The organism is Bradyrhizobium tropiciagri (assembly GCF_001189845.1).
Classification (GTDB): domain Bacteria; phylum Pseudomonadota; class Alphaproteobacteria; order Rhizobiales; family Xanthobacteraceae; genus Bradyrhizobium; species Bradyrhizobium tropiciagri.
In genome coordinates, this window is sequence record NZ_LFLZ01000027.1 from 52,842 (window position 1) to 73,708 (window position 20,867).

Below are 20,867 nucleotides of genomic sequence, written 5' to 3' on the forward strand. Positions count from 1 at the left end.
GGCGGTCGAGGCTTACGCCTGCGGCTGCGGCTCCAGGCCGGTATCCGGATCGGGACGCGGGCGCGGCTTGCCGGCCGGCGGCACGGCGGAGGCGCGCGGCGTCGACGGCTCCAGCACCGACTCGCGGTTGGGCTTCTTGCCCTTCAGGAGGTCGGTGATCTCGTCGCCGGTCAGCGTCTCGAACTCGAGCAGGCCCTTGGCGAGCGTTTCGAGATCGTCGTGCTTCTCGGTCAGGATGCGGGTCGCTTCCTTGTAGCCTTCCTCGACCAGACGCTTGATCTCGGAGTCGATCTTCTGGACCGTCGCCTCGGACGCATTTTGCGTGCGCGAGACCGACATGCCCAGGAACACCTCGTCCTGGTTCTCGCCATAGGAGACGGTGCCGAGCTCTTCCGAGAGACCCCAGCGCGTCACCATCATGCGGGCCAGGCGGGTCGCCTGCTCGATGTCGGAGGCGGCGCCCGAGGTCACCTTCTCGCGGCCGAAGATCAGCTCTTCCGCGACACGGCCACCCATCATGATGGCGAGGCGCGAGGTCATCTGCTCCAGCGACATCGACAGCTTGTCGCGCTCCGGCAGCTGCATCACCATGCCCAGCGCACGGCCGCGCGGAATGATGGTCGCCTTGTGGATCGGATCGGTCGCGACGACGTTGAGGCCCACGATGGCGTGGCCGCCCTCGTGATAGGCCGTCAGCAACTTCTCTTCCTCGGTCATGACGAGCGACTTGCGCTCGGCGCCCATCATCACCTTGTCCTTGGCCTCCTCGAACTCGGCCTGCGTCACCATCCGCTTGTTGCGGCGAGCGGCGGTCAGCGCAGCCTCGTTGACGAGGTTCATCAGGTCGGCGCCGGAGAAGCCCGGGGTGCCGCGCGCGATGGTCTTGAGGTTGATATCCGGCGCCAGCGGCACCTTGCGGACGTGAACCTTGAGGATCTGCTCGCGGCCGACGACGTCGGGATTGGGCACCACGACCTGACGGTCGAAGCGGCCCGGACGCAGCAGTGCGGGATCGAGCACGTCGGGACGGTTGGTCGCCGCGATCAGGATCACGCCTTCATTGGCTTCGAAGCCGTCCATCTCGACCAGCAACTGGTTCAACGTCTGCTCGCGCTCGTCATTGCCGCCGCCGAGGCCGGCGCCGCGATGACGGCCGACCGCGTCGATTTCGTCGATGAAGATGATGCAAGGCGCGTTTTTCTTGGCCTGCTCGAACATGTCGCGGACACGGCTCGCGCCGACGCCGACGAACATTTCGACGAAGTCAGAACCGGAGATGGTGAAGAACGGCACGTTGCTTCGCCGGCGACCGCGCGCGCGATCAGCGTCTTGCCGGTGCCGGGAGGGCCGACCAGCAGCACGCCGCGCGGAATGCGTCCGCCGAGCCGCTGGAATTTGCCGGGGTCGCGGAGGAATTCGACGATCTCCTGCAGATCCTGCTTGGCCTCGTCGACACCCGCGACGTCCTCGAAGGTGACGCGGCCATGCGCCTCGGTCAGCATCTTGGCGCGCGACTTGCCGAAGCCCATCGCCTTGCCGGCGCCGCCCTGCATCTGCCGCGACAGGAAGATCCAGACGCCGATCAGCGCGATGAACGGCAACCAGGAGACGAGCAGCGAGACGAACCACGGCACGTTGTCGCCGGGCGCCTTCGCGGTGATCTGCACCTTGGCGTCATAGAGCCGCTTCACGAGCGACGGATCGCTCGGCGCGTAGGTCTGGAAGCTGGTGCCATTGTTGAAGGTGCCGTGAATCTCGGGCCCCTGAATCACGACATCGCGGACGTGGCCCTGATCGACTTCAGTGAGAAGCTGCGAGAACGAGATGTCCGAGGACGACGAGCGCTGGCCGGGATTCTGGAAAAGCGTGAACAACGCCAGCAGCAGCAGGACAATGATGACCCAGAGGGCGAAATTCCGCAGATTGGCGTTCATGGTCTTCCTTCGGTGGTCGCGCGGATCGCGGCCTCTCTCTATCCTTGGGCAGGCTCTGTGGGAATCCCCAGGGAATCCATCCCGTCGATGCCCTACAATCTAGGTGCCGCTGGGGTCGATGCCAAGGGAACCACGCACGACTATTTACCGCATCCTAGCGCGATTCCCGGTCAAAAAATGACGCAGAATCCGGTGTTTTTCCGGGGTGGTTAAGCCACCTTGCCGGATTATGACAGCGATTGAAACAATCGAACCCGGCTCAACGGGAACGTGCCCGGCGGGGCGGTGCCGGGCTGATCCTGATGCGGCCGGAGGCGACGCTGATAACCGCTCCGGCAAGCGTCTGTTTCAGCTTGGATTCGCGTTGTCCGATGGGCCCATCCAGCGCCTGATCGACCGCGGCGAGCAGGGTTTCGACTTTGCCGAGTTCGGCCGGCCCCTCATGTCCGGTGCGGTCGATGGCGCGCTTGAGCAAACGGAGGCGGATCTCGTCCGGCATCACCGCGAACAGCGCGGCGTCGAAGCCTGCGTCGAGGTTATCCTCGCTTTTCAACGCAAGATAGCGCTCGGCGCCATCGACCAGCACCTCCAGCGCGGCATTGGCCCGCGCGATCCGCGCGGCAAGCCGTGCCAGGTTCCTCGCGTCGCCGCCCTCCTCGGCCAATAGCGGCATCAGTGCGCGCAGCCGCGGTCGCGTGAAGGTCAGGTCGCGGTTGGTCGGATCGTCGGCAAAGCCGATGCGCGCCTTCTGCAGCGTTGCGATCAGCTGCGCCTTGGAGATATCGAGCAGCGGCCGCGTCAGCAGAACGCCGTCGCGCTCGGTCTCGCGCGCCATCGCCGACAGGCCCGCGACGCCGCTGCCGCGCAGCATCCGCATCAGCAGCGTCTCGGCCTGGTCGTCACGGGTGTGCGCGGTCAGGATATGCGTGGCGCCGTGCTTGCGCGCGGCTTGTGTGAGCAGACGGTAGCGCGCCTCGCGTGCGGCGGCCGGCACGCCGGTGCTGGGCTTGGATCCGTTCCAGCGCAACGTGTGATGTGGCAGGTCGAGGCTTCGCGCCAGCCGCTTGACATCGCGCGCCTCGCGAGCCGCTTCAGGACGCAGACCGTGATCGACGGTGACCGCCACCAGCCGCGGCCCTTGCGCGAGCGCGCGGCGCCAGCGCGCGGCCAGCCACATCAGCGCGACTGAATCCGGACCACCGGACACCGCAAGCACGATCGCCGGCGCGCGCGCCAGGCCTGCGAACAGGCGCTTGGCGTCCCTTGCGGGGATGGCGGATTGGTCGTCGGGCATCGCAGAACCAGCAGGTCGTGGAAAGGCCGGAAGCGGCCTCTCCTTGCCGGTTTAGCACTTCACGCGCTTCTGCTCGCGGTCAACCGCAGCTTTGACCCCGCCGGATGCGCGCGGGTACTTCCGCGTGATCTCGCCGAACGCGGCGCAGGCGGCTTCCTTTTCCTTCAGCGCCGCCAGCGACTGGCCGAGCCGCAGCAGCGCGTCGGGCGCCTTCGCTGATTTGTCGAACTTGGTGGTCACGCCGAGGAAGGTTTCCGCGGCGTCGCGATATTGCTGGCGCTGGAAATAGCTTTCGCCGAGCCAGTACTGCGAATCCGCCACCAAGGGATCGGTTGGATACTTCGTCGCGAAGTTCTTCATGGTCTCTTCGGCGAGCGCATAGTCCTTGCGCTGCATGTAGCCGATGCCGAGGTCGAACTCGTCCTTCGACGTGGCCGACGGCGGCAATGTGGTCAGGGCCGCGCTTGCGCCGGGAGCACCGCGCTGCGGGCTGGTGTTGCCGAGATTGAGCGGCTCGCCCGCCCCGCGGCCGCCGGGCGCGCCGACCGCCGCCTCGTTCTGCATCGGCATCTGGCCGCCGCCGAGCGCGCGCGGAGCGCCGGGAGCATTTGGGTTCTGGCTCGGATCGAAGGCGTCGCCGCGGCCGCGGCGGCCGGGGGCTGCCGCAGTTGCCGGCTCCTGCACGATCGGCGCGGGCGTTGCGATCTGCTGCTGGTCATAGCCGCCCTGCGGCTGCCGGCCATATCCTTGCTGTGGCTGGCCGTATCCCTGTTGCGGCTGGGCGTAGCCCGGCTGGGCTTGCGGGTAAGCCTGCGGCTGCTGCGCCGGAGGCACCGCCGCGACATTGGGCTGGCCGGCCGGAGCCTGTCCTTGAGCGCCGGGCGGCTGGCCACCAAGCTGGCGCAGCCGCTCTTCGAGCTGACGGTTGCGGTACTGCAGTTCCTCGTTCTGACCGGTCAGCTGCCGCAGCTGGTTTTCAAGCCGCTCGATCCGCATCTCGGCATCGGAATCGTCGGACTGGGCAAACACTGGTGCGGAAACGGCGAACAGCGCCGCGATCGCCGCGGCGGAGGAAAGAAAATGAAGCCTGGATGACATTTTGCCCTGACGACGAGATCGACGTGAAAAGCGAGCGACATTGAAGGACGGAGTACGCCAGAATTGTGACTGGCACTTCAAATCCGGGACAGCGCCGCGGATACCGGTTTAGTACGGGCGCTGGAACAAGCAAGCGGCCAATTGCGCGCAGCTTCGTTCATCTTGATGAAAGCGGCCCAGCCTACATGCGGCCAAAACAAAACCGGCGCCCGAAGGCGCCGGCTTGGAAACGTATTCGCGATCGCGTCAGGAGCTGGCGTTCAGCACGGTGACGGCGCGACGATTTTGCGACCAGCAGGAGATGTCGTTACAGACCGCGACCGGGCGCTCCTTGCCGTAGGAGATGGTGCGCATGCGGCTCGGATCGATACCGCGCGAGGCAAGGTAGGCGCGAACCGACTGGGCGCGGCGGGCACCGAGCGCGATGTTGTATTCGCGCGTGCCGCGCTCGTCCGCATGACCTTCGATGGTGAAGGAATAGCGGTTGTAGGTCTGCAGCCACTGCGCCTGCTTGTCGAGGGTCGCAGTCGCCTGCGGGCTGAGATCGGTCTGATCGCTTTCAAAGAACACGCGGTCGCCGACATTGACCACGAAGTCCTGCTGGCTACCCGGGGTCGCGGCGCCCCCAATCGCGCCATTGGCGTCCAACGGGTTCTTGTTGGCGCAAGCGCCCATCGACAGCGCCACCGCCAGAACCGCAACCAGCTTCATACCCTGGAGATAATTCATTCCCGGAGCCTCCACGCTCACGCTCTTCGTACTACCCAATCGGTCTACAGGGCGATGGTTAAGCGAACGTTCCGTCAACCTTGACGAGACCTTGCTGGACCCCATCAAATGCCAGACAATGCCGGAAAGCGCCCCCGATGGTTAATGGGTGGCAAATGTGGCGCGACGGTGAAGGGAAGGCAAGGTTCGCGGGAACCGGCCGCTTTTGCAGGACAATTTGGCCCGCGCGCAACAGCCGGCCGACTTCAGATCGATACGAATGCCGGTTTTCTCAGGGATTCGGCACGATCGACGCGCGCTCGAACGGCCGGACCATACCGTCGGGCTGCAATTGGCCTTCCCGATCGAACAGCATCCGCCGCTCGAAGGCGCTCGAGCGCAGGAATGGATAGCGGGCCAGCACGCGTTCCCGCACCGTCGGCAGATGCGACGCCATCAGGCCGACCGGCTTCACCAGCCCGGGATAGAGCCGCGGCTCCGACCAGGTCTCGTGCAGGAACACGCGCCGGTAGAATGCCATGTGCTCTGGCCGGACCGGCGCGAGCCCGTAATCGGCATTGAAATGCACGCCCGCGGTCGAGCCGAGACGCACCGTGACATAGGGCAGTTCCGGATTGTTCCGCGCCTTGTCGGGATCGGCGACGAAGCGCGTCGAATCGATAAAGACCAGACCCTCATCGAGTTTCGGCAGCAGTACGTCGCCGAACACATCGAGCGTCGGCGAGGAACGCCACTCCGGCGTCGCCACGGTGATCCGGATCGAGCTGCAGAGCTCGCCGTGCAGATAGACGCCGAACACCCAGGCATTGGGCGCATCATCGAATGCATCGACGACGCGTTCGTCCGCCGAGGGCCGGATCGCGCCTTCGCGCAGATAGGCGCGGTAGCGCAGGCGGTAAATCTCGTCTTTCTGTTCCGGGGTCTGAGCGAGACGGTAGTCGACTTGATCCAGCGGGTCCGCAAGCCTTCCTGTCGCGGGCTTGATGGCTTCGGCCGCGGACCTCATGTGGTACTCCCTGAAACAACTCAACAACTTGAACGCGCGTCCAAAAGATTAACAGCTTCTTAATAATCGTCAAAGCAATCGAGGCAATACAGTTAACCTCCGACCGCAAGGGTGCACGTCAGGTCGTGCATCTGACGGCCATCACAACTATCGATTGAAGGTATTCGGACGGCTCACGCGATCGAGCGCGAGGGAACCACGTGCAGCTGCTCGTCGGGCCGCCGGCCATGCGAGGCATTGAGCAGCTGGCGGATGCGGACGGCGGGAACCGGCCGGCTGAACAAATATCCCTGCGCTTCGGTCACCGCGCCGTCGGCGCTGATCAGTTCGAGCTGCTCATTGGTTTCGATGCCCTCGACCACGACCGACATGCCGAGGTCCGCAGACAGCCGCGCCACGCCGCGCAGCAAGGTCAGCGGCCGATCGCTGTCGATGCCTTCGAGGAAGGAACGGTCGATCTTGACCTTCTGCAGCGGGAAATTGTGCAAATAGCTGAGCGACGAGTAGCCGGTGCCGAAATCATCCAGCGAGATCCGCACCCCGAGTGAACGCAGCTGCGACAGCACGTCGTGGGTCAGTTCGGTGTTGTGCAGCAGCGAGGATTCGGTGATCTCGATCTCGAGGCGGTGCGCCGGCAGGCCGGAGACCTCGAGCGCGTAGCGGACCTCGCTCAGCACGTCGCGCTGATGGAACTGCTGCGGCGAGAAATTGACCGCGACGCTGACCGCCTCGGGCCACTTCATGCATTCCATGCAGGCCTTGCGCAGGATCCAGCGGCCGAGATCGACGATCAGGCCCATATCCTCGGCGACCGGAATGATATCGACCGGAGAGACGGTGCCGCGCGCCGGATGGTTCCAGCGCAGCAGCGCCTCGCAGGTCGAGACCTTGCCGGACTTCAGATTGATCAGCGGCTGGTAGAACAGCTCGAATTCCTCGTTGGCGAGGGCCTTGCGCAGATCGAGCTCGAGGATGCGGCGGGCCTCGACGGTCTGCGCCATCTCGTCGCGGAAGAAGCAGAAGGTGCCGCGGCCGTCGGCCTTGGCGCGGTACAGCGCCATGTCGGCGTTCTTCAGCAGCGTGTCTGCGCCGACACCGGGCGCGGTCATCGCTATGCCGACGCTGGCGCCGATCTCGACCAGATGGTTGTCGATCTTGTAGCGCTCGCTGAGGCGGTCGACGATGCGCCGTGCCAGCGCGGCGGCGTCCTCATGCGAGTGGATGTTCTGCTGGAACACGACGAACTCGTCGCCGCCGAACCGCGCCACGAAATCCTCCGGACGCAGCATCTCGCGCAGCCGCTCGGCGACCGCGCAGAGCAGCTGGTCGCCGCAGGGATGGCCGAGCGTATCGTTGACCTGCTTGAACTGGTCGAGATCGACGAACAGCAATGCGGAGCGGTGGTCGCCATGCTGCATGGCGAGCAGCCGGCCGATCTCGTCGCGGAAATTGACGCGGTTGGGCAGCGCAGTCAGCTCGTCGTAGCGTGCGAGGTGGCTGATCCTGGCCTCGGCGTCCTTGCGCTCGGTGATGTCCTCGACGAGCACCACGGTGCCGCCGCCCGCCATCGGCTGGAACGTCCAGTCGAGCGAGCGGTTCTGGGCCGGATCGGGGTCGCTGGTGACGATGTCGCCGCGCTGCGAGCTCTCGATCTCGTAGAGGATCTGCTGCGCGGCCGCTGCCGAGATCGCGCCGGACAGCACGCAGGCATTGCAGATGTCGGTCGCGCTGGCGCCGCGCTGCACGAAATCCTCCGACAGCTCCATCATCTCGATGAAGCGGTGGTTCATCACCGCAAGGCGGCCGTCGGCAGAGAACATGCACAGGCCGTGCGGCATGTTGTTCAGCGCGGTATCGAACTGGCCCGCCAGCGCCGCCTCGCGCTCTTTGGCGATCCAGGCATTGACGTAGATGCGCTGCAGGCTCGTGGTGAGGTGGCGGATGGCGCTGAAGAACACCAGGCTGAGCAGCGCAAGCGCGATGTGATAGGGACCGCCGACATACATCAGCGCGGCGATCAGGGGACCGATCGACATCAACAGATGCAGATGGAAGATCTGCGGCCGGCCGAAGGTCCGCCCGACCCCAGCCGAGGTATAGGCGACCACCGTGGTCACGCAGAGCATGTGGGCTGCGGCATCGTTGGTCGTGACCAGGACGGCGGCGCCCCACAGGCCGAGCGCAATGCCGTAGGCGAGGCTGCCGATCCGGTAGCGCTTCTCCCACGCCTCGGACTCTTCGACGGTGAGCCGGGAATTGCGCTGCTGGTAGCGGTACATCTGCCACGCGCGCGCCAGACCGACCACGATGAACAGCGGCACGCACAGCCAGGACAACAGATTGCCGGTGACGAACGCGATCACGGCGCCCGCGATCGCGGGGCCGAAAGCGCCGAAGACCATGGGCGCGGGGTTCATGAACAGGGAATCGACCAGCGCCGCGGAGATCGTCGGCGACATCGACTGGTCCGGTTCTCCCGTCTGACTTGCAAACTGCATTGTGAGAGCGCGCGTCCTTTTCAGCTCGCACTCTTACTGATCGCAGGTGAAGTCTTTCTGAGGGAATATCGTTAGCGAGTCCTTGCCGCGGACTATCAACGACCGGAATTCACCATAAAAATCAGTGCGCTAGATGAGAAGCGCCGACCCGCCCCGGGGTTCCCCGGAGCAGCTATGCACGCCCTCACGACAACAGCGGCGACCAGGCGGGGTCGGAGGCAAAACCGGGGGTCGGGACCCGCAGCTCATTGCGCCCGGAAACGTCGATGGTGAACAGCGACGGTCCGCTGTTGCCGCCGGGATCGCGGAAGAACATCACGACGCGTCCGTTCGGCGCGAAGGTCGGACCTTCATTGTGGAAGCCCGAGGTCAGGATGCGCTCGCCCGAGCCATCCGGCTTCATGATGCCGATCGCGAACTGCCCGCCGCCCTGCTTGGTGAAGGCGATGTAGTCGCCGCGCGGCGACCACACCGGCGTCGAATAGGTGCCGTCACCGAACGAGATGCGCTGCGCGGCGCCGCCGGTTGCCGGCATCACATAGATCTGCGGCTTGCCGCCGCGATCGGACTCGAAGCAAAGCCGCGTGCCGTCCGGCGCGTAGGATGGCGAGGTGTCGATCGCCGGCGTGTCGGTCAGCCGCGTCATCGACTTCGAGCGCAGATCCATCACGAACAGGTTGGAGTTGCCGCCCTGCTGCAGGCTCATGATGACGCGTTGGCCGTCGGGCGAGAAGCGCGGCGAGAACGACATGCCGGGGAAGTTGCCGACGATCTCGCGCTGGCCGGTCTCGATGTTGAGCAGATAGACGCGCGGGTCGCCCTGCCCGAATTCCATGTAGGTGATTTCCTGGGTCGACGGCGAGAAGCGCGGCGTCAGCACGAGGTCGGAGCCGCGGGTCAGATAGCGCACGTTGGCGCCGTCCTGGTCCATCAGCGCGAGCCGCTTGACGCGGCGATCCGCCGAGCCGCTCTCGTCGACGAACACGACGCGGGTATCGAAATAGCCCTTCTCGCCGGTCATGCGTTCGTAGATCTGGTCGGAGATGATGTGCGCGATGCGGCGCCAGTATTCGGCCGAGGTGTCGTACTGCTGGCCGGCGAGCTGCTGGCCGGTATTGACGTCCCAGAGCCGGAATTCCGCCTTCACGCGGCCGCTGCCCTGGCGCGTCATTCGGCCGGTCACCAACGCCTGTGCGTTGATGCTCTTCCAGTTGTTGAAGTTCGGCGCCGCGTCGATGTTGATCTGCTTCTCGAGATAGGCAGCCTGATCGATCGGCGCGAACAAGCCGCTGCGCTTCAGGTTGTTGGTGATCACTTGCGTGACGCCAACACCGACTTCGGCGTCGCCGGGTGTGCCGGCAGCGAAGTTCGGGATTGCGATCGGCACCGGCGCGAACTCGCCTTCCGGAATCGGAATTCGTTTGGGGCCAGCCTGCCCGAAAGCGCTCCGGGTTCCGGCAAGCGCGCCGAGGGCCGCAATTCCGGAGATCATCTGTCGACGGTCGAGGCGAAATTTCATGGTCCGCAAATCATTCGTGTTGGTCATTGTCGGTAACTTTGCTTGCCGTTGGCCAGGCGACGCGATTGTCCTCAGGTCTTCCGTTCCGTGAACACCGGCGCGAAATACTTCCATTCATCGAAGAAGGCGGCCGGCAGCTTATACGGCTGGCATTCGATGATCGCCCGCAGCGCGCTCTCCTGATAGACGCGCAAATAGGGCGTTCCCGGGGTGCCTTCCGGCACCGGCGGCGCTTCGAGCTTGCCCTCACGGTTCAGCTTGATCTCGAAAACGGCCTCGGTCTGCTGTGCCTCGATGCCGCCATAGGGCTTCTTCCAGCAACGCTCGACCTGCTGCTTGAACATTGCGCCCCAGGTCGCGGAGTTGTCGGCGGCCTTGCCCTTGGCAGTACCGAGCGATGCATTGGCGTTGAGCGTATCGCCAGTTGCCGAGGCGCGCGTCGGGTCGCGCTTGTCGAGCAGTGCCGCGATCTTGCTCTGGTCGAACACGCGATCCTTCGGCTTCTGCTCCGGCGGCGGCTTGGCGGCCTGTGCGACAGGCTTCGGCGGCGGCTTCTTCTCTTCCTTCTTGATCGCTTCCGCGATCGGGTCGGGCTTCACCGGATCGGGCTTCTTCTCGACCGGCTTCGGCTCTTCCTTCGGCTTGTTCTCGACCTTCTTCGGCGGATCCGGCTTCTTGTCTTCCGGCTTCTCCACCTTCGGGGTGGGCGCCGGCGCCATATCGGTCACGACCGGTGGCTTCTTGTCGTCGATCTTGCCAACAGCGTCGTCCATCGGCTTGGCCTCGGCGACCTTCTCGACCAGCGGCTTGGGATTTTCCTTCTTGCCGTCCTTCTGGCCAGACATCACGTGCGAAAGCTGGTCGGAGGAGATCACGTCGACGGCAACGGATTCCTCTTCGGGCATGACATACGCCCGGGTCGAAAACGACACGAGGCCCCACCCGATCACGAGCACGTGCAGGGCAATCGACGCCGCCAGAGTCTTGTCGACCTTGACCTTCAAATCAGGCTTCCCCGTGCTTGGCATGGTGGTTATCCGCCTTCCGGGATGATGACGATATTCGCCTTGAATCCCGCGGCCCGGACCTCTCCGAGCAGTTTCATCATATCCGTGTAACAGACGTCCTTGTCGCCACGCAGATAGACCACTTTTTCGGCTTCCGACCGGGCGTCTCCGACAGCCTTGATCTTGGCCGGAAAATCGGCGGCCGTGATCGGCGCGTCGCCGAGATAGAGCTCGACATTCGAGTTGCAGCCGCCGCCGGTGCGCTTGACCGACAGCGTCAGAGGCGGCTGGTTCGACGAGATCGACCTGCCGCCGCTCGCGACCGGCAGGTCGATGTCGATGTTCGACGTCATGAGCGGCGCCGCCACCATGAAGATGATCAGCAGCACCAGCATCACGTCGACCATCGGCGTGACGTTGATCTCGGCCATCACCGGCTTGCGCCCGCCGCGGCGGCGCCTGCCACCGCCGGACCCTGCCATGCTCATCGCCATGATCGTGCGCTCGCAAGAGTGACCATCGTGACCATCATTGATCCCGAACATGATGCGAGGAATCGCGTCATGTTCTCATCTCTCCGTTTGAGCATGATCTTTTCGGAAAACCGGTACCCACTTTTCCGGATCATGCTCTAGCCCCGCTCGTCGATCTGACGCGACAGGATGGCGGAGAACTCGTCGGCGAACCCCTCCAGGCGCGCAGCCTGCCGGTTCACCTCCGAGGTGAACTTATTGTAGAAAATAGTCGCCGGAATTGCGGCAATCAGGCCGATTGCGGTCGCAAACAGCGCTTCCGCGATACCGGGCGCCACCACCGCCAAAGAGGTGTTTTTCGAGGCCGCGATCGACTGGAAGCTCGACATAATGCCCCAGACGGTGCCGAACAGGCCGACAAACGGGCCGGCCGAGCCCACGGTGGCGAGCACCAGGAGGCGCCGTTCCAGCCGCTCGACCTCGCGGGCGATCGAGACGTTCATGACCTTCTCGATTCTGGCCTGCAGGCCGGCAAACGACCGCGATTGGCTCTCGAAGGAGCGCTTCCACTCCCGCATCGCGGCCACGAAACAGGCCGCCATCGACTGGGTCGGCTTGGCCGAGAGCGCCCGGTAGAGCTCCTCGATCGACTGGCCGGACCAGAATGCCTGCTCGAACTTGTCCATTGCCCGCTTGGTGCGGGCGTAGAGCAGGATCTTGTCGATTGCGATCGCCCAGACCCACACCGAGCAGGACAGAAGTCCCAGCATCACGCATTTGACGACCCAATGAGCCTGCCAAAACAATGCGATCAGCGATACATCGCTCGATGCCAGTGGCAGTGTAGACTGAGCCACATCGGCGGGATTCATCGGCAATATCCTCTCAACGCAAGTGTCCCAATTCGGCGGGCCGCCAATCGGCACCCCTTCCACGGCCGCGCGCCCGGCGCGGCAAAACTGCGCGAGAGCCTCTTACATCTGTCGCATGGGGGGCCCGTCCAAAGCCGGGCCCTGCTTCCCCTGCCAACATGTCAAAACGAGGGCTTTTCACGCGGCATTCCGACCCTAACCAAACGCTAATCATGGTTAAGGCGAGGTTACCAAAGGGAAATTTGGAGGCGGGAAATGCCGCCGGCGGAGCCGGTTGGCGGGTTCCCGGGATGAACGGATCCCTCGCTGGGAAGATCCGACGCCCCGCCCCTCCCCGCGGTCGTCCCTGCGAAAGCCAGTGCGAAAGCCGGGACCCATAACCACCGGATTCGGTGATGAACGGGATCGTGGCCCCGGCGTCGCGCATCAATTGCGAGTTGGGGTGATGGATCCTGGCTTTCGCCAGGACGACGGTGGTGGATGGTCGCGATCCCACTGCCACACCACCGGTGTCCCGGAATCCATTCATCCATCCGATGCGCCGCCTGATAGATTCCGGGCTCTCGCTTCGCGAGCCCCGGAATGACGACGGAGAGTGATCGCCGCGCTAACGTTGGCTCACGTCAAATGCCGCACGATCGCCAATCCGGCGAACAGCCCCATGATCGACAACGCCACCGAGCCCGCGACATACAGCACTGCAAGCCCGAGTTCGCCGCGCTCGTAGAGCAGCGCGGCGTCGAGCGAGAACGCGGAGAAGGTGGTGTAGCCGCCGAGGATGCCGGTCATCAGGAACAACCGCCAGGGCTGCGAGGCTTCGCCCTTGAAGGCGAGATAGCCGGCGATCAGGCCCATCACGGTCGAGCCTGTGATGTTGATGATGAACGTGCCGTAAGGAAATGCGGTGCCGATGCAGCGCGCGCAGGTGACGTTGATCAGGTGCCGCAGCATTGCGCCAAGACCGCCGCCGAAGAACACCAGAAGATAGCTTGCCGCGTTACCCACCAATGCCCCCGCTGGTGTGTGAAGAAGCTTGAGCAGCCCTGCTCAAAACTCACCCTCCCCTGGAGGGGGAGGGTCGGTTCGCATGAAGCGAAGCGGAATGCGGAGAGGTGTGATCTCTCGGCACGGACAGTATCGCGCGCGGAAAGACCGTCACCCCACCCCGCCGCTCATTTCATTCGCGTCGACCCTCCCCCTCCAGGGGAGGGTGAAGAGGCGCGCGCGAAAAAATTCCGAGCGATGCCTAGCCGGCCTTGCCGAACAGCTCGTCGACATAATCCCAGTTGACGAGGTTTTCGACGAACGCCTTCAGATAGTCCGGACGGCGGTTGCGGTAGTCGATGTAGTAGGAGTGCTCCCAGACGTCGACGCCGAGGATCGGCACCGCCCCGTGGACCAGCGGGTTCTCGCCGTTCGGGGTCTTGGCGATCTCGAGCTTGCCGCCCTTGACCTGCAGCCAGGCCCAGCCGGAGCCGAACTGGCCGACGCCGGCGGCGGCGAAGTCGGTCTTGAACTTCTCGAAGCCGCCGAGGTCTTCAGTGATCTTCTTCTCCAGCCGACCGGGCAGCTTGCTGCCACCGCCATTCGGCTTCATCCACTTCCAGAAGTGGAGGTGGTTGTAGTGCTGGCCGGCATTGTTGAAGACGGCCGCGTTCTTGCCGAACGAACCCTTCACGATCTCCTCGAGGGACTTGCCTTCGAATTCGGTCCCCTTGATCGCGTTGTTGCCGTTGGTGACGTAGGCCTGGTGATGCTTGTCGTGGTGAAACTCCAGCGTTTCCTTGGACATGTAGGGCGCAAGGGCGTCGTGGGCGTAGGGCAGATCGGGTAGCGTGAAGGTCATGGGGTAATGTCCAACAGAGGGTGGGAGACTACACTTAACGGGTCCCCCTTATAGAAGGTTCCAGCGCGGAGAAACACCGCATTTTCTGATCGGCTATGACAGATCGGCACAGCCGAAAGCCAAGTCCAAAGCCAAGAGCAAAGCCAAGACCAAGGACCCAGACGATGAGCATCGAAATCGACATTCTCAACGGAGATGCGTCATGGCCGCGCGCCGAGCCGTTGCTCCGGGCGGTCTGGAGCCCGGAGGTCATGCAGAACAAGCCGTGGGCCGATATCAAATGGGCTCACGCGGATTTGCGCGTGCTGCTCGACGCGCCCGATGACAGCGGGCTGGCCTGCCATGTCGGTATCTATTTCCGGACCATCACCTGGAATGGCCACAAGGTGCATGTCGCCGGCATCGGCGGGGTCTCGACCCGCGAGGACTGCCGGGGGCGCGGCTACGCGTCGCTCGCGCTCGACGCCGCCGTGCACACCATTCGTGCCAACGATGCGGTGAAATTTGCAATCTTATTCTGCGAGCCGCACAATTTCGCGTTCTACCAGGCGCGCGGCTGGCATCCCTTCACCGGCGAAGTTACTTGCGAACAGCCTGCGGGGAAGATCCGCTTCGAGGCGATGGCGCCATTCGTCAACGACATCGTGCGCGCGCCGCGCCAGGGCAAGATCGACCTATGCGGCCTGCCGTGGTGACCTCTGCGCGGGCGCGGGTGGCGGGAGTCAGTCCGAACTCGTAACATGTCAGTCATCATTTATTGAACGAGCCTGGTCCACTGGCGTCGAATTGCAGTGCGCCCCTCTCCCGCTTGCGAAGTGAGCCGCGACGCATGACCATTGAAGCCTCGATCGACGACGTCAGTTCCGCCGCGGCCGCACCTGCGGTGCCGGTCGATCATTTGTTGACGGCGCCGATCCTGCCGACGCTGCTCCGCCTCGCGGTCCCCAACACCATCGCGATGTTCGGCTCGACGCTGGTCGCGGTTGCCGAGACCTCCTATATCGGCAGGCTCGGCACCGAGCCGCTGGCCGGCATCGCGCTGGTGTTTCCGTTTGCGATGCTGAACCAGATGATGTCGGCAGGTGCGATGGGCGGCGGCGTCTCCTCGGCGATCAGCCGCGCGCTCGGCGCCGGCGATCGCGACCGCGCCGCCGACCTGGCGCTGCATGCGGCGATCATCGGGGTCGGCCTCGGCCTGTTCTTCACCGTGATGATGCTGGGCTTCGGCCGCAGCTTCTATGCGCTGCTCGGCGGCCATGGCGGCGTCCTTAAGCAATCCCTGCATTACTCGCAGGTGCTGTTCTCTGGCGCGATCTCGATCTGGCTGGTCAATACGCTGGCGTCCGTGGTGCGCGGCACCGGCGACATGCGAATTCCCTCGATGACGCTGATCACCGTGTCGATGATCCAGATCGCGGTCGGCGGCGTGCTGGGCCTCGGGTTGTTCGGCGTGCCAAGCCTCGGCATGCGCGGCGTCGCCGCGGGCCAGCTCACGGCATTCACGTGTGGTGCAATCTTCCTCGCCTGGTATCTCGCCTCCGGCCGCAGCCGGCTGAAGCTCGACTTCGCCGCGTTCAGATTCCAGCGCGCGATGTTTCTCGACATACTCAAGGTCGGCGCGATCTCCTGCCTGTCGCCGTTGCAGAGCGTGCTGACCATCCTGATCTTTACCAAGATCCTCGCAGGCTTCGGCACCGAGACGCTGGCCGGATACGGCATGGGCTCGCGGCTGGAATTTCTGCTGATCCCGATCGCATTCGCGGTCGGCGTCGCCTCGGTGCCGATGGTCGGCATGGCGATCGGCGCCGGACTTGTCACGCGGGCGCGCAAGGTGGCGTGGACCGCCGGCACGGTCGCGGGCCTCGTGGTCGGACTGGTCGGACTCGTGGTCGCCGTCAAGCCGACGCTGTGGATCGCACTGTTCACCAGCGATCCCGGCGTGACGGCCGCGGCTTCGTCCTATTTCGCACTGGCGGGCCCGGGATTCGGCTTCTTCGGCGTCGGCGTCTGCCTCTATTTTTCGTCGCAAGGCGCCGCCAAGGTCGGCGGCCCCGTGCTGGCCGGCACCATCCGTCTGCTCATGGTCGGCATCGGCGGCTGCTGGCTCGCCACCGTGAGCGCGCCGGCATGGACGCTGTTTGCGCTGGTCGGGGCGGCCATGGTGGCCTTCGGCCTCGCCACCATCATATCGATTCGACTGACGCGCTGGGGATAGCATCGCCTTGCCTGAGCATGGCGACCCCGGAAGTAATCTACAGAATTTTTTGGATCATACGCGCCTGATCGCGCGAATATGACATTGCAGAAATCTTTCGACTTGTTATGCAGGCCGACCTTTTGGGGAACAAGCCATGGCCTGCAGACTGGGATTGGTGATCGCAATCATTGCGACGGCACTTGCTGTGCCTGCCGCGCTTGCACAGAGCGCGCCTGAGCCCTTCGGCGTCTGGCAGACCCAGGCCGGCGATGCCCACGTCAAGATCAGCAAATGCGGCGGCGGCATCTGCGCCGTGGTGGTGAGCCTGCGCGACCCGATCGATCCGATGACGGGCAAGCCGCAGGTCGACAACAAGAATCCCAATCCGTCGCTGGCCAACCGGCCGATCATCGGGTTGCCGCTGTTCTCCGCCATGCAGCCGGTCGCCGCGGGCAAATGGTCGGGCCAGATCTACAATGCCGATGATGGCGGCACCTATGCAAGCAGCGTCTCGGTCACCGGAGAGAGCACGCTGCGCGTCGAGGGCTGCGTCGGCGCGCTATGCGGCGGCGAGACCTGGACGCGGGTGGGGAAGTAATCTGACAGCTGAATGGCCACCGCTCTCTCCTCTCCCTCTCCCCGCCCTTTCGCGGGGAGAGGGTTGGGGTGAGGGGCTGTTAACGCGTCAACGGTAGCAGTGACGCTCGCGGAGGCTCCCCCTCACCCGTAATTTCAAGCTTCGCTTGAATTACGACCTCTCCCCGCAAGCGGGGCGAGGTGAGAACAGCCCTACACCGCACGTGCCTTCAGCACGGTGGCGGCCGAGGCGTAACCGCCGCGGGCGCCGTCGATGAAATGGACGTGGTCGGCGCGCATCGCCGACGGGGTGAAGCAGGTCATCATCGCGGCATCCTGCTCATGCAGGCCGTAGCGCACGACGCCCTGCGCGGCTGCGGCGAAGAGGCGCTGCTCGAGTTCGGTAGCGAGCTCCGGCGTGCAATCCAGGATCATGCGCAGGCCGTCGTCGAATTTGCGGAAGTCGGAATTCTCGACCAACTGCCGCAGGTAGTTTTTCGGCACGAACTTGCCGACCGGGATATTGAACCGCATCAGCGTATAGGTCCACAGCGTGAACGCGAGCACCGTGGCACGGCGCAGCGCGAGCGAGCCGCCGCGTCGCGCACGCGCCTCGTACTCCATACCCTGCGGCGGCCAGCGCAGCGACGGGCCGTCTGCAGGCACCGGCCGTCCAGCTTCCGGGCTGTTCTCGATGCGGACGACGATGTCCTCGATCACCTTGCGGAAGGCTGCGGGATCGGCGTCCTTTGCGGGCAGCACCAGCACCGAGAGGATGACGCCACGCGCTGACGGCATCACCTCGAAGCGGCAGGACAGGCCGGACAGATCGGGCTGCGTGCCTTGCGGCGCCGGATCAACCGCGAATTCGCCGCGCTTCATCGCGGCGTCCGCATAGGCAAGACCGCCGCCGGTGAACATCGCGTAGGAGAGATTGGCCGACGGTCCGAAGCGCGCGACGCGCACATCGGCGCCCGCAGCGCGGATCGCCGACATCGGCATCAGCGCCACCCGCAGCACCAGATCGAGATCGTCGCGCACCCAGCGCGCGGTCGCAGCGAGTGCCTCGCGCGCCTTCTCGAGATCGGCGGGCGCGACCGCGAAGCTCGCCCCGTCGCCGCCGAACACGAAGGGGAATTCGCGGCCATCGAGCGCATTGGTGACGGAAGCGACCACCGCGGCGCCGGCCATGTTGACCGCCTTGTAGCGCTGCGCCGCGATCGCCTTGGTCGATTCGACGATGTCGGCGACGCCGACCGTCCAGTCATCGGGCAGCGGCGCATACAGCGCCGGATCCATCAGGCGCGCGAAGCCGCGAAACACCGGAATGCCGCCGTAGAATATCTCGCTGCCGCCAGCCATCGCAACGCCGTGTTGTTTCCGCCTGTGATGAGACTCTCTAGCAGATACGGCGCGGGTTGGGACTGGTTTTGCCGGCAGTCGGGCGCCTTGTAGGCCGGATGAAGTCCCGTCATCCTGAGGAGCCGCAAAGCGGCGTCTCGAAGGATCGACGGCCCGGCTGTCGCCACGAACGGACGGCGGCCAGTGACGACATCTGGGGCCGATTCATCCTTCGAGGCTCGCTTCGCTCGCACCTCAGGATGACGGTGATGGCTTCGTAGCCCGGGTTGCGCTGCGCTCCATGCGGACTACGGCCCTACTGCCTCACGCCGCCTCGCCCGCCCGTCGCCACGGCGGAAACGGATCGTGCAGCGCTGCCCAGGCCTTTGGGTCCATGCCCGGTTTGCCCACAACGAGGCAGGCATCGAGCCGGCGGCGAATGTCGTCCTCGTTCATGCCGGAGCCGATGAACACCAGCTCCTGACGACGATCGCCATAGAGATCGTTCCAGCTCCGCTGCATCATCAGCTTCCAATCCGGATGATCCGGCCAGCGCTCGCGCGGGATCGCGGCCCACCATGAGCCGAGGCCTTCGGTGCGCACGATCGCGCCGGCCTGGCTCATCTCGCCGCACCAGTCCGGGCGCGTCGCGATCCAGAAATGGCCCTTGGCGCGGATCACGCCCTGCCAGCTCTCGCGCAGGAAGGCGTGGAAGCGCACCGGATCGAACGGACGCCGTGCGCGGTAGACGAAGCTCGTGATGCCGTATTCCTCGGTCTCCGGCACGTGCCCGTCAAAGCCGTAGAGCTCCTTGTGCCAGAGCGGATGCTGCTGCGCACGCTCATAGGCGAAGCGGCCGGTGTCGAGGACGCGGTCGAACGGGACCTGTGCAAACGTCGCCTCGACGAGGTCGGCGTCGGGATTGAGCGCGCGCACGATGGTGCGGGCCGCTTCGCGCTCCGCCGGTGTCGCCGCATCGACCTTGTTGAGCACGACGACGTCAGCGAACTCGATCTGCTCGACCAGGAGGTCGACCAACGTGCGCTTGTCTCCGTCGAGCGCCTCGCCGCGCGCGCTGAGGAAATCGGTCGAGGCATAGTCCTTCAGCAGATTGGCGGCGTCGACCACCGTGACCATGGTGTCGAGCCGCGCGACGTCGGAGAGGCTCGCGCCATCTTCATCGCGAAACTCGAAGGTCGCGGCGACCGGTAGCGGCTCGGAAATCCCTGTCGATTCGATCAGCAGATAATCGAACCGGCCGCTCTCGGCGAGCACGCGCACCTCCTGCAGCAGATCGTCGCGCAGGGTGCAGCAGATGCAGCCATTGCTCATTTCGACCAGTTTTTCGTCAGTCCGGGACAGGTTCGCACCGCCATCGCGAACGAGGTCGGCGTCGATGTTCACCTCGCTCATGTCGTTCACGATCACCGCAACCTTCAGGCCGTGGCGGTTGTTCAGGACGTGGTTCAGCAAAGTGGCCTTTCCAGCCCCGAGGAAGCCGGACAAGATGGTGACGGGGAGTTTTTGCATCGAGATCAAACAGTTGCTGGAGGGACAGGCGACGGCGGGACATGGGCATTCGTGCGTATGTAATGTTATAACATAACAACAATGGCCGAGAGCCTTGTCAAGATGGAAGCTGCCTCCAGCCAGGACGGCGGCTTTCGGCACGCGCGTGCCGGCGTTGTCACGAAAAAGCAGGCACACAAATGTGGGCGGCTTCACGCGCGCGTCTCATCTCAGGTTGTAATTTGAAAAAATTGCCCGCCTGAACCGGAAAGGATCGCGCCGTGACCCTCGCCTACGGATTCGTCAAGACCAAGGTGACCTCCGAGCCCAAGCTGAAGCCGTCGCACCACGGGCACGAGACGCAGTATCACCTACACTGCAATCTCGACGTCGACGGCGAGCAATGGGATGTTGCCATCAACGTCGGCACCAATGACGCGGACGATTTACTGAAATACAAGCTGGTGTTCGACTTCCGCCATCCGATCATCCAGACGCTTGCGGCCGCAAGCGCCGGCTCGCAGGATCTGACCGGACAAAGGAAATTGCCGGCGCTGGATTTCCTGCGCAGCAATCTGCTCGACAATACCGGCAAATGGCGCGACAGCGACGTGATGGACGGCTCCGACGACACCGAGCCGGCGGCGACGCTGAAGCGGCTGCTGTCGCGCGCGCTTCAGGAGAGCCGCGACGTCTACATCTTCGGCCGCTTCTACGCGCAGGGCGACGGCCTGCACGACGTCCATCTCAACCAGGGCTCAAGCAAGGGCTTCATCCATCGCCCGGGCGATGATTCCAACGACCACAACGACATCTGGCAGGACGGCGCCGTCATGGTCGATCTCGGCGAGCCGGAATGGGCGGCCTATGTCTCGGCCTTCACCCAGCAGCTGGTACCGACCGACGATCTCGGCAATCCGCAGCCGGATGCGACCACGATCGGCTGAGCCGCCGGGCGCGGATGGAGC

General features: G+C 64.5%; 17 protein-coding genes and 1 pseudogene. 4 read left to right on the top strand and 14 right to left on the bottom strand.

Annotated elements, in window-relative coordinates; genetic code table 11:
- Positions 1 to 12: 12 nt before the first annotated feature.
- From ftsH to AKN84_RS21920, 12 genes and pseudogenes are all read right to left on the bottom strand, one after another.
- Positions 13 to 1,934, bottom strand: a pseudogene (gene ftsH, locus AKN84_RS21865) (ATP-dependent zinc metalloprotease FtsH).
- Between the two features lie 259 nt (positions 1,935 to 2,193).
- Positions 2,194 to 3,228, bottom strand: coding sequence for a tRNA lysidine(34) synthetase TilS (tilS, locus tag AKN84_RS21870; RefSeq protein WP_050422689.1), 1,035 nt, complete (start codon positions 3,226 to 3,228; stop codon positions 2,194 to 2,196).
- A 51-nt stretch (positions 3,229 to 3,279) separates the two neighbouring features.
- Complete coding sequence (gene ybgF, locus AKN84_RS21875) at positions 3,280 to 4,326, bottom strand: tol-pal system protein YbgF (protein ID WP_050422690.1); 1,047 nt, start codon at positions 4,324 to 4,326, stop codon at positions 3,280 to 3,282.
- Between the two features lie 246 nt (positions 4,327 to 4,572).
- Entirely contained in the window at positions 4,573 to 5,055 is a 483-nt protein-coding gene (gene pal, locus AKN84_RS21880; protein ID WP_016846948.1) for a peptidoglycan-associated lipoprotein Pal, read from the bottom strand.
- A 271-nt stretch (positions 5,056 to 5,326) separates the two neighbouring features.
- Positions 5,327 to 6,061: an N-acyl amino acid synthase FeeM domain-containing protein gene (locus AKN84_RS21885; protein ID WP_050422691.1), complete on the bottom strand. Its 735-nt coding sequence runs from the start codon at positions 6,059 to 6,061 to the stop codon at positions 5,327 to 5,329.
- A 173-nt stretch (positions 6,062 to 6,234) separates the two neighbouring features.
- Positions 6,235 to 8,559 carry an EAL domain-containing protein gene (locus tag AKN84_RS21890; RefSeq protein ID WP_050422692.1) on the bottom strand — a complete coding sequence of 775 codons (2,325 nt, stop codon included), beginning with the start codon at positions 8,557 to 8,559 and terminating at the stop codon, positions 6,235 to 6,237.
- 184 nt (positions 8,560 to 8,743) lie between these two features.
- Complete coding sequence (gene tolB / locus AKN84_RS21895) at positions 8,744 to 10,078, bottom strand: Tol-Pal system beta propeller repeat protein TolB (RefSeq protein ID WP_050422731.1); 1,335 nt, start codon at positions 10,076 to 10,078, stop codon at positions 8,744 to 8,746.
- Positions 10,079 to 10,149: 71 nt separating this feature from the next.
- The gene (locus AKN84_RS21900; RefSeq protein WP_050422693.1) at positions 10,150 to 11,106 is read right to left on the bottom strand and encodes a hypothetical protein; all 957 of its coding nucleotides are present in this window, start codon (positions 11,104 to 11,106) and stop codon (positions 10,150 to 10,152) included.
- Positions 11,107 to 11,111: 5 nt separating this feature from the next.
- Entirely contained in the window at positions 11,112 to 11,579 is a 468-nt protein-coding gene (locus AKN84_RS21905; protein WP_050422732.1) for a biopolymer transporter ExbD, read from the bottom strand.
- Positions 11,580 to 11,716: 137 nt separating this feature from the next.
- The gene (tolQ, locus tag AKN84_RS21910) at positions 11,717 to 12,430 is read right to left on the bottom strand and encodes a protein TolQ (RefSeq protein ID WP_016846954.1); all 714 of its coding nucleotides are present in this window, start codon (positions 12,428 to 12,430) and stop codon (positions 11,717 to 11,719) included.
- A gap of 618 nt (positions 12,431 to 13,048) precedes the next feature.
- Positions 13,049 to 13,435: a fluoride efflux transporter CrcB gene (gene crcB, locus AKN84_RS21915; protein WP_074128478.1), complete on the bottom strand. Its 387-nt coding sequence runs from the start codon at positions 13,433 to 13,435 to the stop codon at positions 13,049 to 13,051.
- Between the two features lie 241 nt (positions 13,436 to 13,676).
- A complete protein-coding gene (locus AKN84_RS21920; protein ID WP_050422694.1) occupies positions 13,677 to 14,276 on the bottom strand; it encodes a superoxide dismutase in 600 nt (199 codons plus the stop codon).
- 164 nt (positions 14,277 to 14,440) lie between these two features.
- Here AKN84_RS21920 and AKN84_RS21925 point away from each other — a divergent pair, with 164 nt between their 5' ends.
- The 3 genes from AKN84_RS21925 (at position 14,441) to AKN84_RS21935 (ending at position 17,071) form a co-directional block, all read left to right on the top strand.
- Positions 14,441 to 14,971: a GNAT family N-acetyltransferase gene (locus tag AKN84_RS21925; protein ID WP_050422695.1), complete on the top strand. Its 531-nt coding sequence runs from the start codon at positions 14,441 to 14,443 to the stop codon at positions 14,969 to 14,971.
- A gap of 134 nt (positions 14,972 to 15,105) precedes the next feature.
- Entirely contained in the window at positions 15,106 to 16,491 is a 1,386-nt protein-coding gene (locus tag AKN84_RS21930; protein ID WP_050422696.1) for an MATE family efflux transporter, read from the top strand.
- Positions 16,492 to 16,627: 136 nt separating this feature from the next.
- Positions 16,628 to 17,071 (top strand): DUF2147 domain-containing protein, encoded by a 444-nt coding sequence (locus tag AKN84_RS21935; protein WP_050422697.1) that lies wholly within the window; start codon positions 16,628 to 16,630, stop codon positions 17,069 to 17,071.
- Positions 17,072 to 17,262: 191 nt separating this feature from the next.
- On the opposite strand, the gene AKN84_RS21940 is transcribed toward AKN84_RS21935, so the two are convergent.
- Positions 17,263 to 18,411, bottom strand: coding sequence for a DUF3095 domain-containing protein (locus AKN84_RS21940; RefSeq protein ID WP_050422698.1), 1,149 nt, complete (start codon positions 18,409 to 18,411; stop codon positions 17,263 to 17,265).
- A 303-nt stretch (positions 18,412 to 18,714) separates the two neighbouring features.
- Positions 18,715 to 19,920: a zinc metallochaperone GTPase ZigA gene (gene zigA, locus AKN84_RS21945; protein WP_050422699.1), complete on the bottom strand. Its 1,206-nt coding sequence runs from the start codon at positions 19,918 to 19,920 to the stop codon at positions 18,715 to 18,717.
- Positions 19,921 to 20,180: 260 nt separating this feature from the next.
- Here zigA and AKN84_RS21950 point away from each other — a divergent pair, with 260 nt between their 5' ends.
- A complete protein-coding gene (locus tag AKN84_RS21950; RefSeq protein ID WP_050422700.1) occupies positions 20,181 to 20,846 on the top strand; it encodes a DUF2278 family protein in 666 nt (221 codons plus the stop codon).
- Positions 20,847 to 20,867 lie beyond the last annotated feature (21 nt).

What these genes read in the sequence shown, in the direction of transcription:
- AKN84_RS21885 (WP_050422691.1), bottom strand. Translation starts at nt 6,061, where the DNA reads ATGAGGTCCGCGGCCGAAGCCATCAAGCCCGCGACAGGAAGGCTTGCG.
- tolQ (WP_016846954.1), bottom strand. Translation starts at nt 12,430, where the DNA reads ATGAATCCCGCCGATGTGGCTCAGTCTACACTGCCACTGGCATCGAGC.
- ybgF (WP_050422690.1), bottom strand. Translation starts at nt 4,326, where the DNA reads ATGTCATCCAGGCTTCATTTTCTTTCCTCCGCCGCGGCGATCGCGGCG.
- AKN84_RS21900 (WP_050422693.1), bottom strand. Translation starts at nt 11,106, where the DNA reads ATGCCAAGCACGGGGAAGCCTGATTTGAAGGTCAAGGTCGACAAGACT.
- tilS (WP_050422689.1), bottom strand. Translation starts at nt 3,228, where the DNA reads ATGCCCGACGACCAATCCGCCATCCCCGCAAGGGACGCCAAGCGCCTG.
- AKN84_RS21890 (WP_050422692.1), bottom strand. Translation starts at nt 8,559, where the DNA reads ATGCAGTTTGCAAGTCAGACGGGAGAACCGGACCAGTCGATGTCGCCG.
- zigA (WP_050422699.1), bottom strand. Translation starts at nt 19,920, where the DNA reads ATGCAAAAACTCCCCGTCACCATCTTGTCCGGCTTCCTCGGGGCTGGA.
- AKN84_RS21935 (WP_050422697.1), top strand. Translation starts at nt 16,628, where the DNA reads ATGGCCTGCAGACTGGGATTGGTGATCGCAATCATTGCGACGGCACTT.
- pal (WP_016846948.1), bottom strand. Translation starts at nt 5,055, where the DNA reads ATGAATTATCTCCAGGGTATGAAGCTGGTTGCGGTTCTGGCGGTGGCG.
- AKN84_RS21930 (WP_050422696.1), top strand. Translation starts at nt 15,106, where the DNA reads ATGACCATTGAAGCCTCGATCGACGACGTCAGTTCCGCCGCGGCCGCA.
- AKN84_RS21920 (WP_050422694.1), bottom strand. Translation starts at nt 14,276, where the DNA reads ATGACCTTCACGCTACCCGATCTGCCCTACGCCCACGACGCCCTTGCG.
- AKN84_RS21925 (WP_050422695.1), top strand. Translation starts at nt 14,441, where the DNA reads ATGAGCATCGAAATCGACATTCTCAACGGAGATGCGTCATGGCCGCGC.
- AKN84_RS21905 (WP_050422732.1), bottom strand. Translation starts at nt 11,579, where the DNA reads ATGGCGATGAGCATGGCAGGGTCCGGCGGTGGCAGGCGCCGCCGCGGC.
- tolB (WP_050422731.1), bottom strand. Translation starts at nt 10,078, where the DNA reads ATGAAATTTCGCCTCGACCGTCGACAGATGATCTCCGGAATTGCGGCC.
- AKN84_RS21940 (WP_050422698.1), bottom strand. Translation starts at nt 18,411, where the DNA reads ATGGCTGGCGGCAGCGAGATATTCTACGGCGGCATTCCGGTGTTTCGC.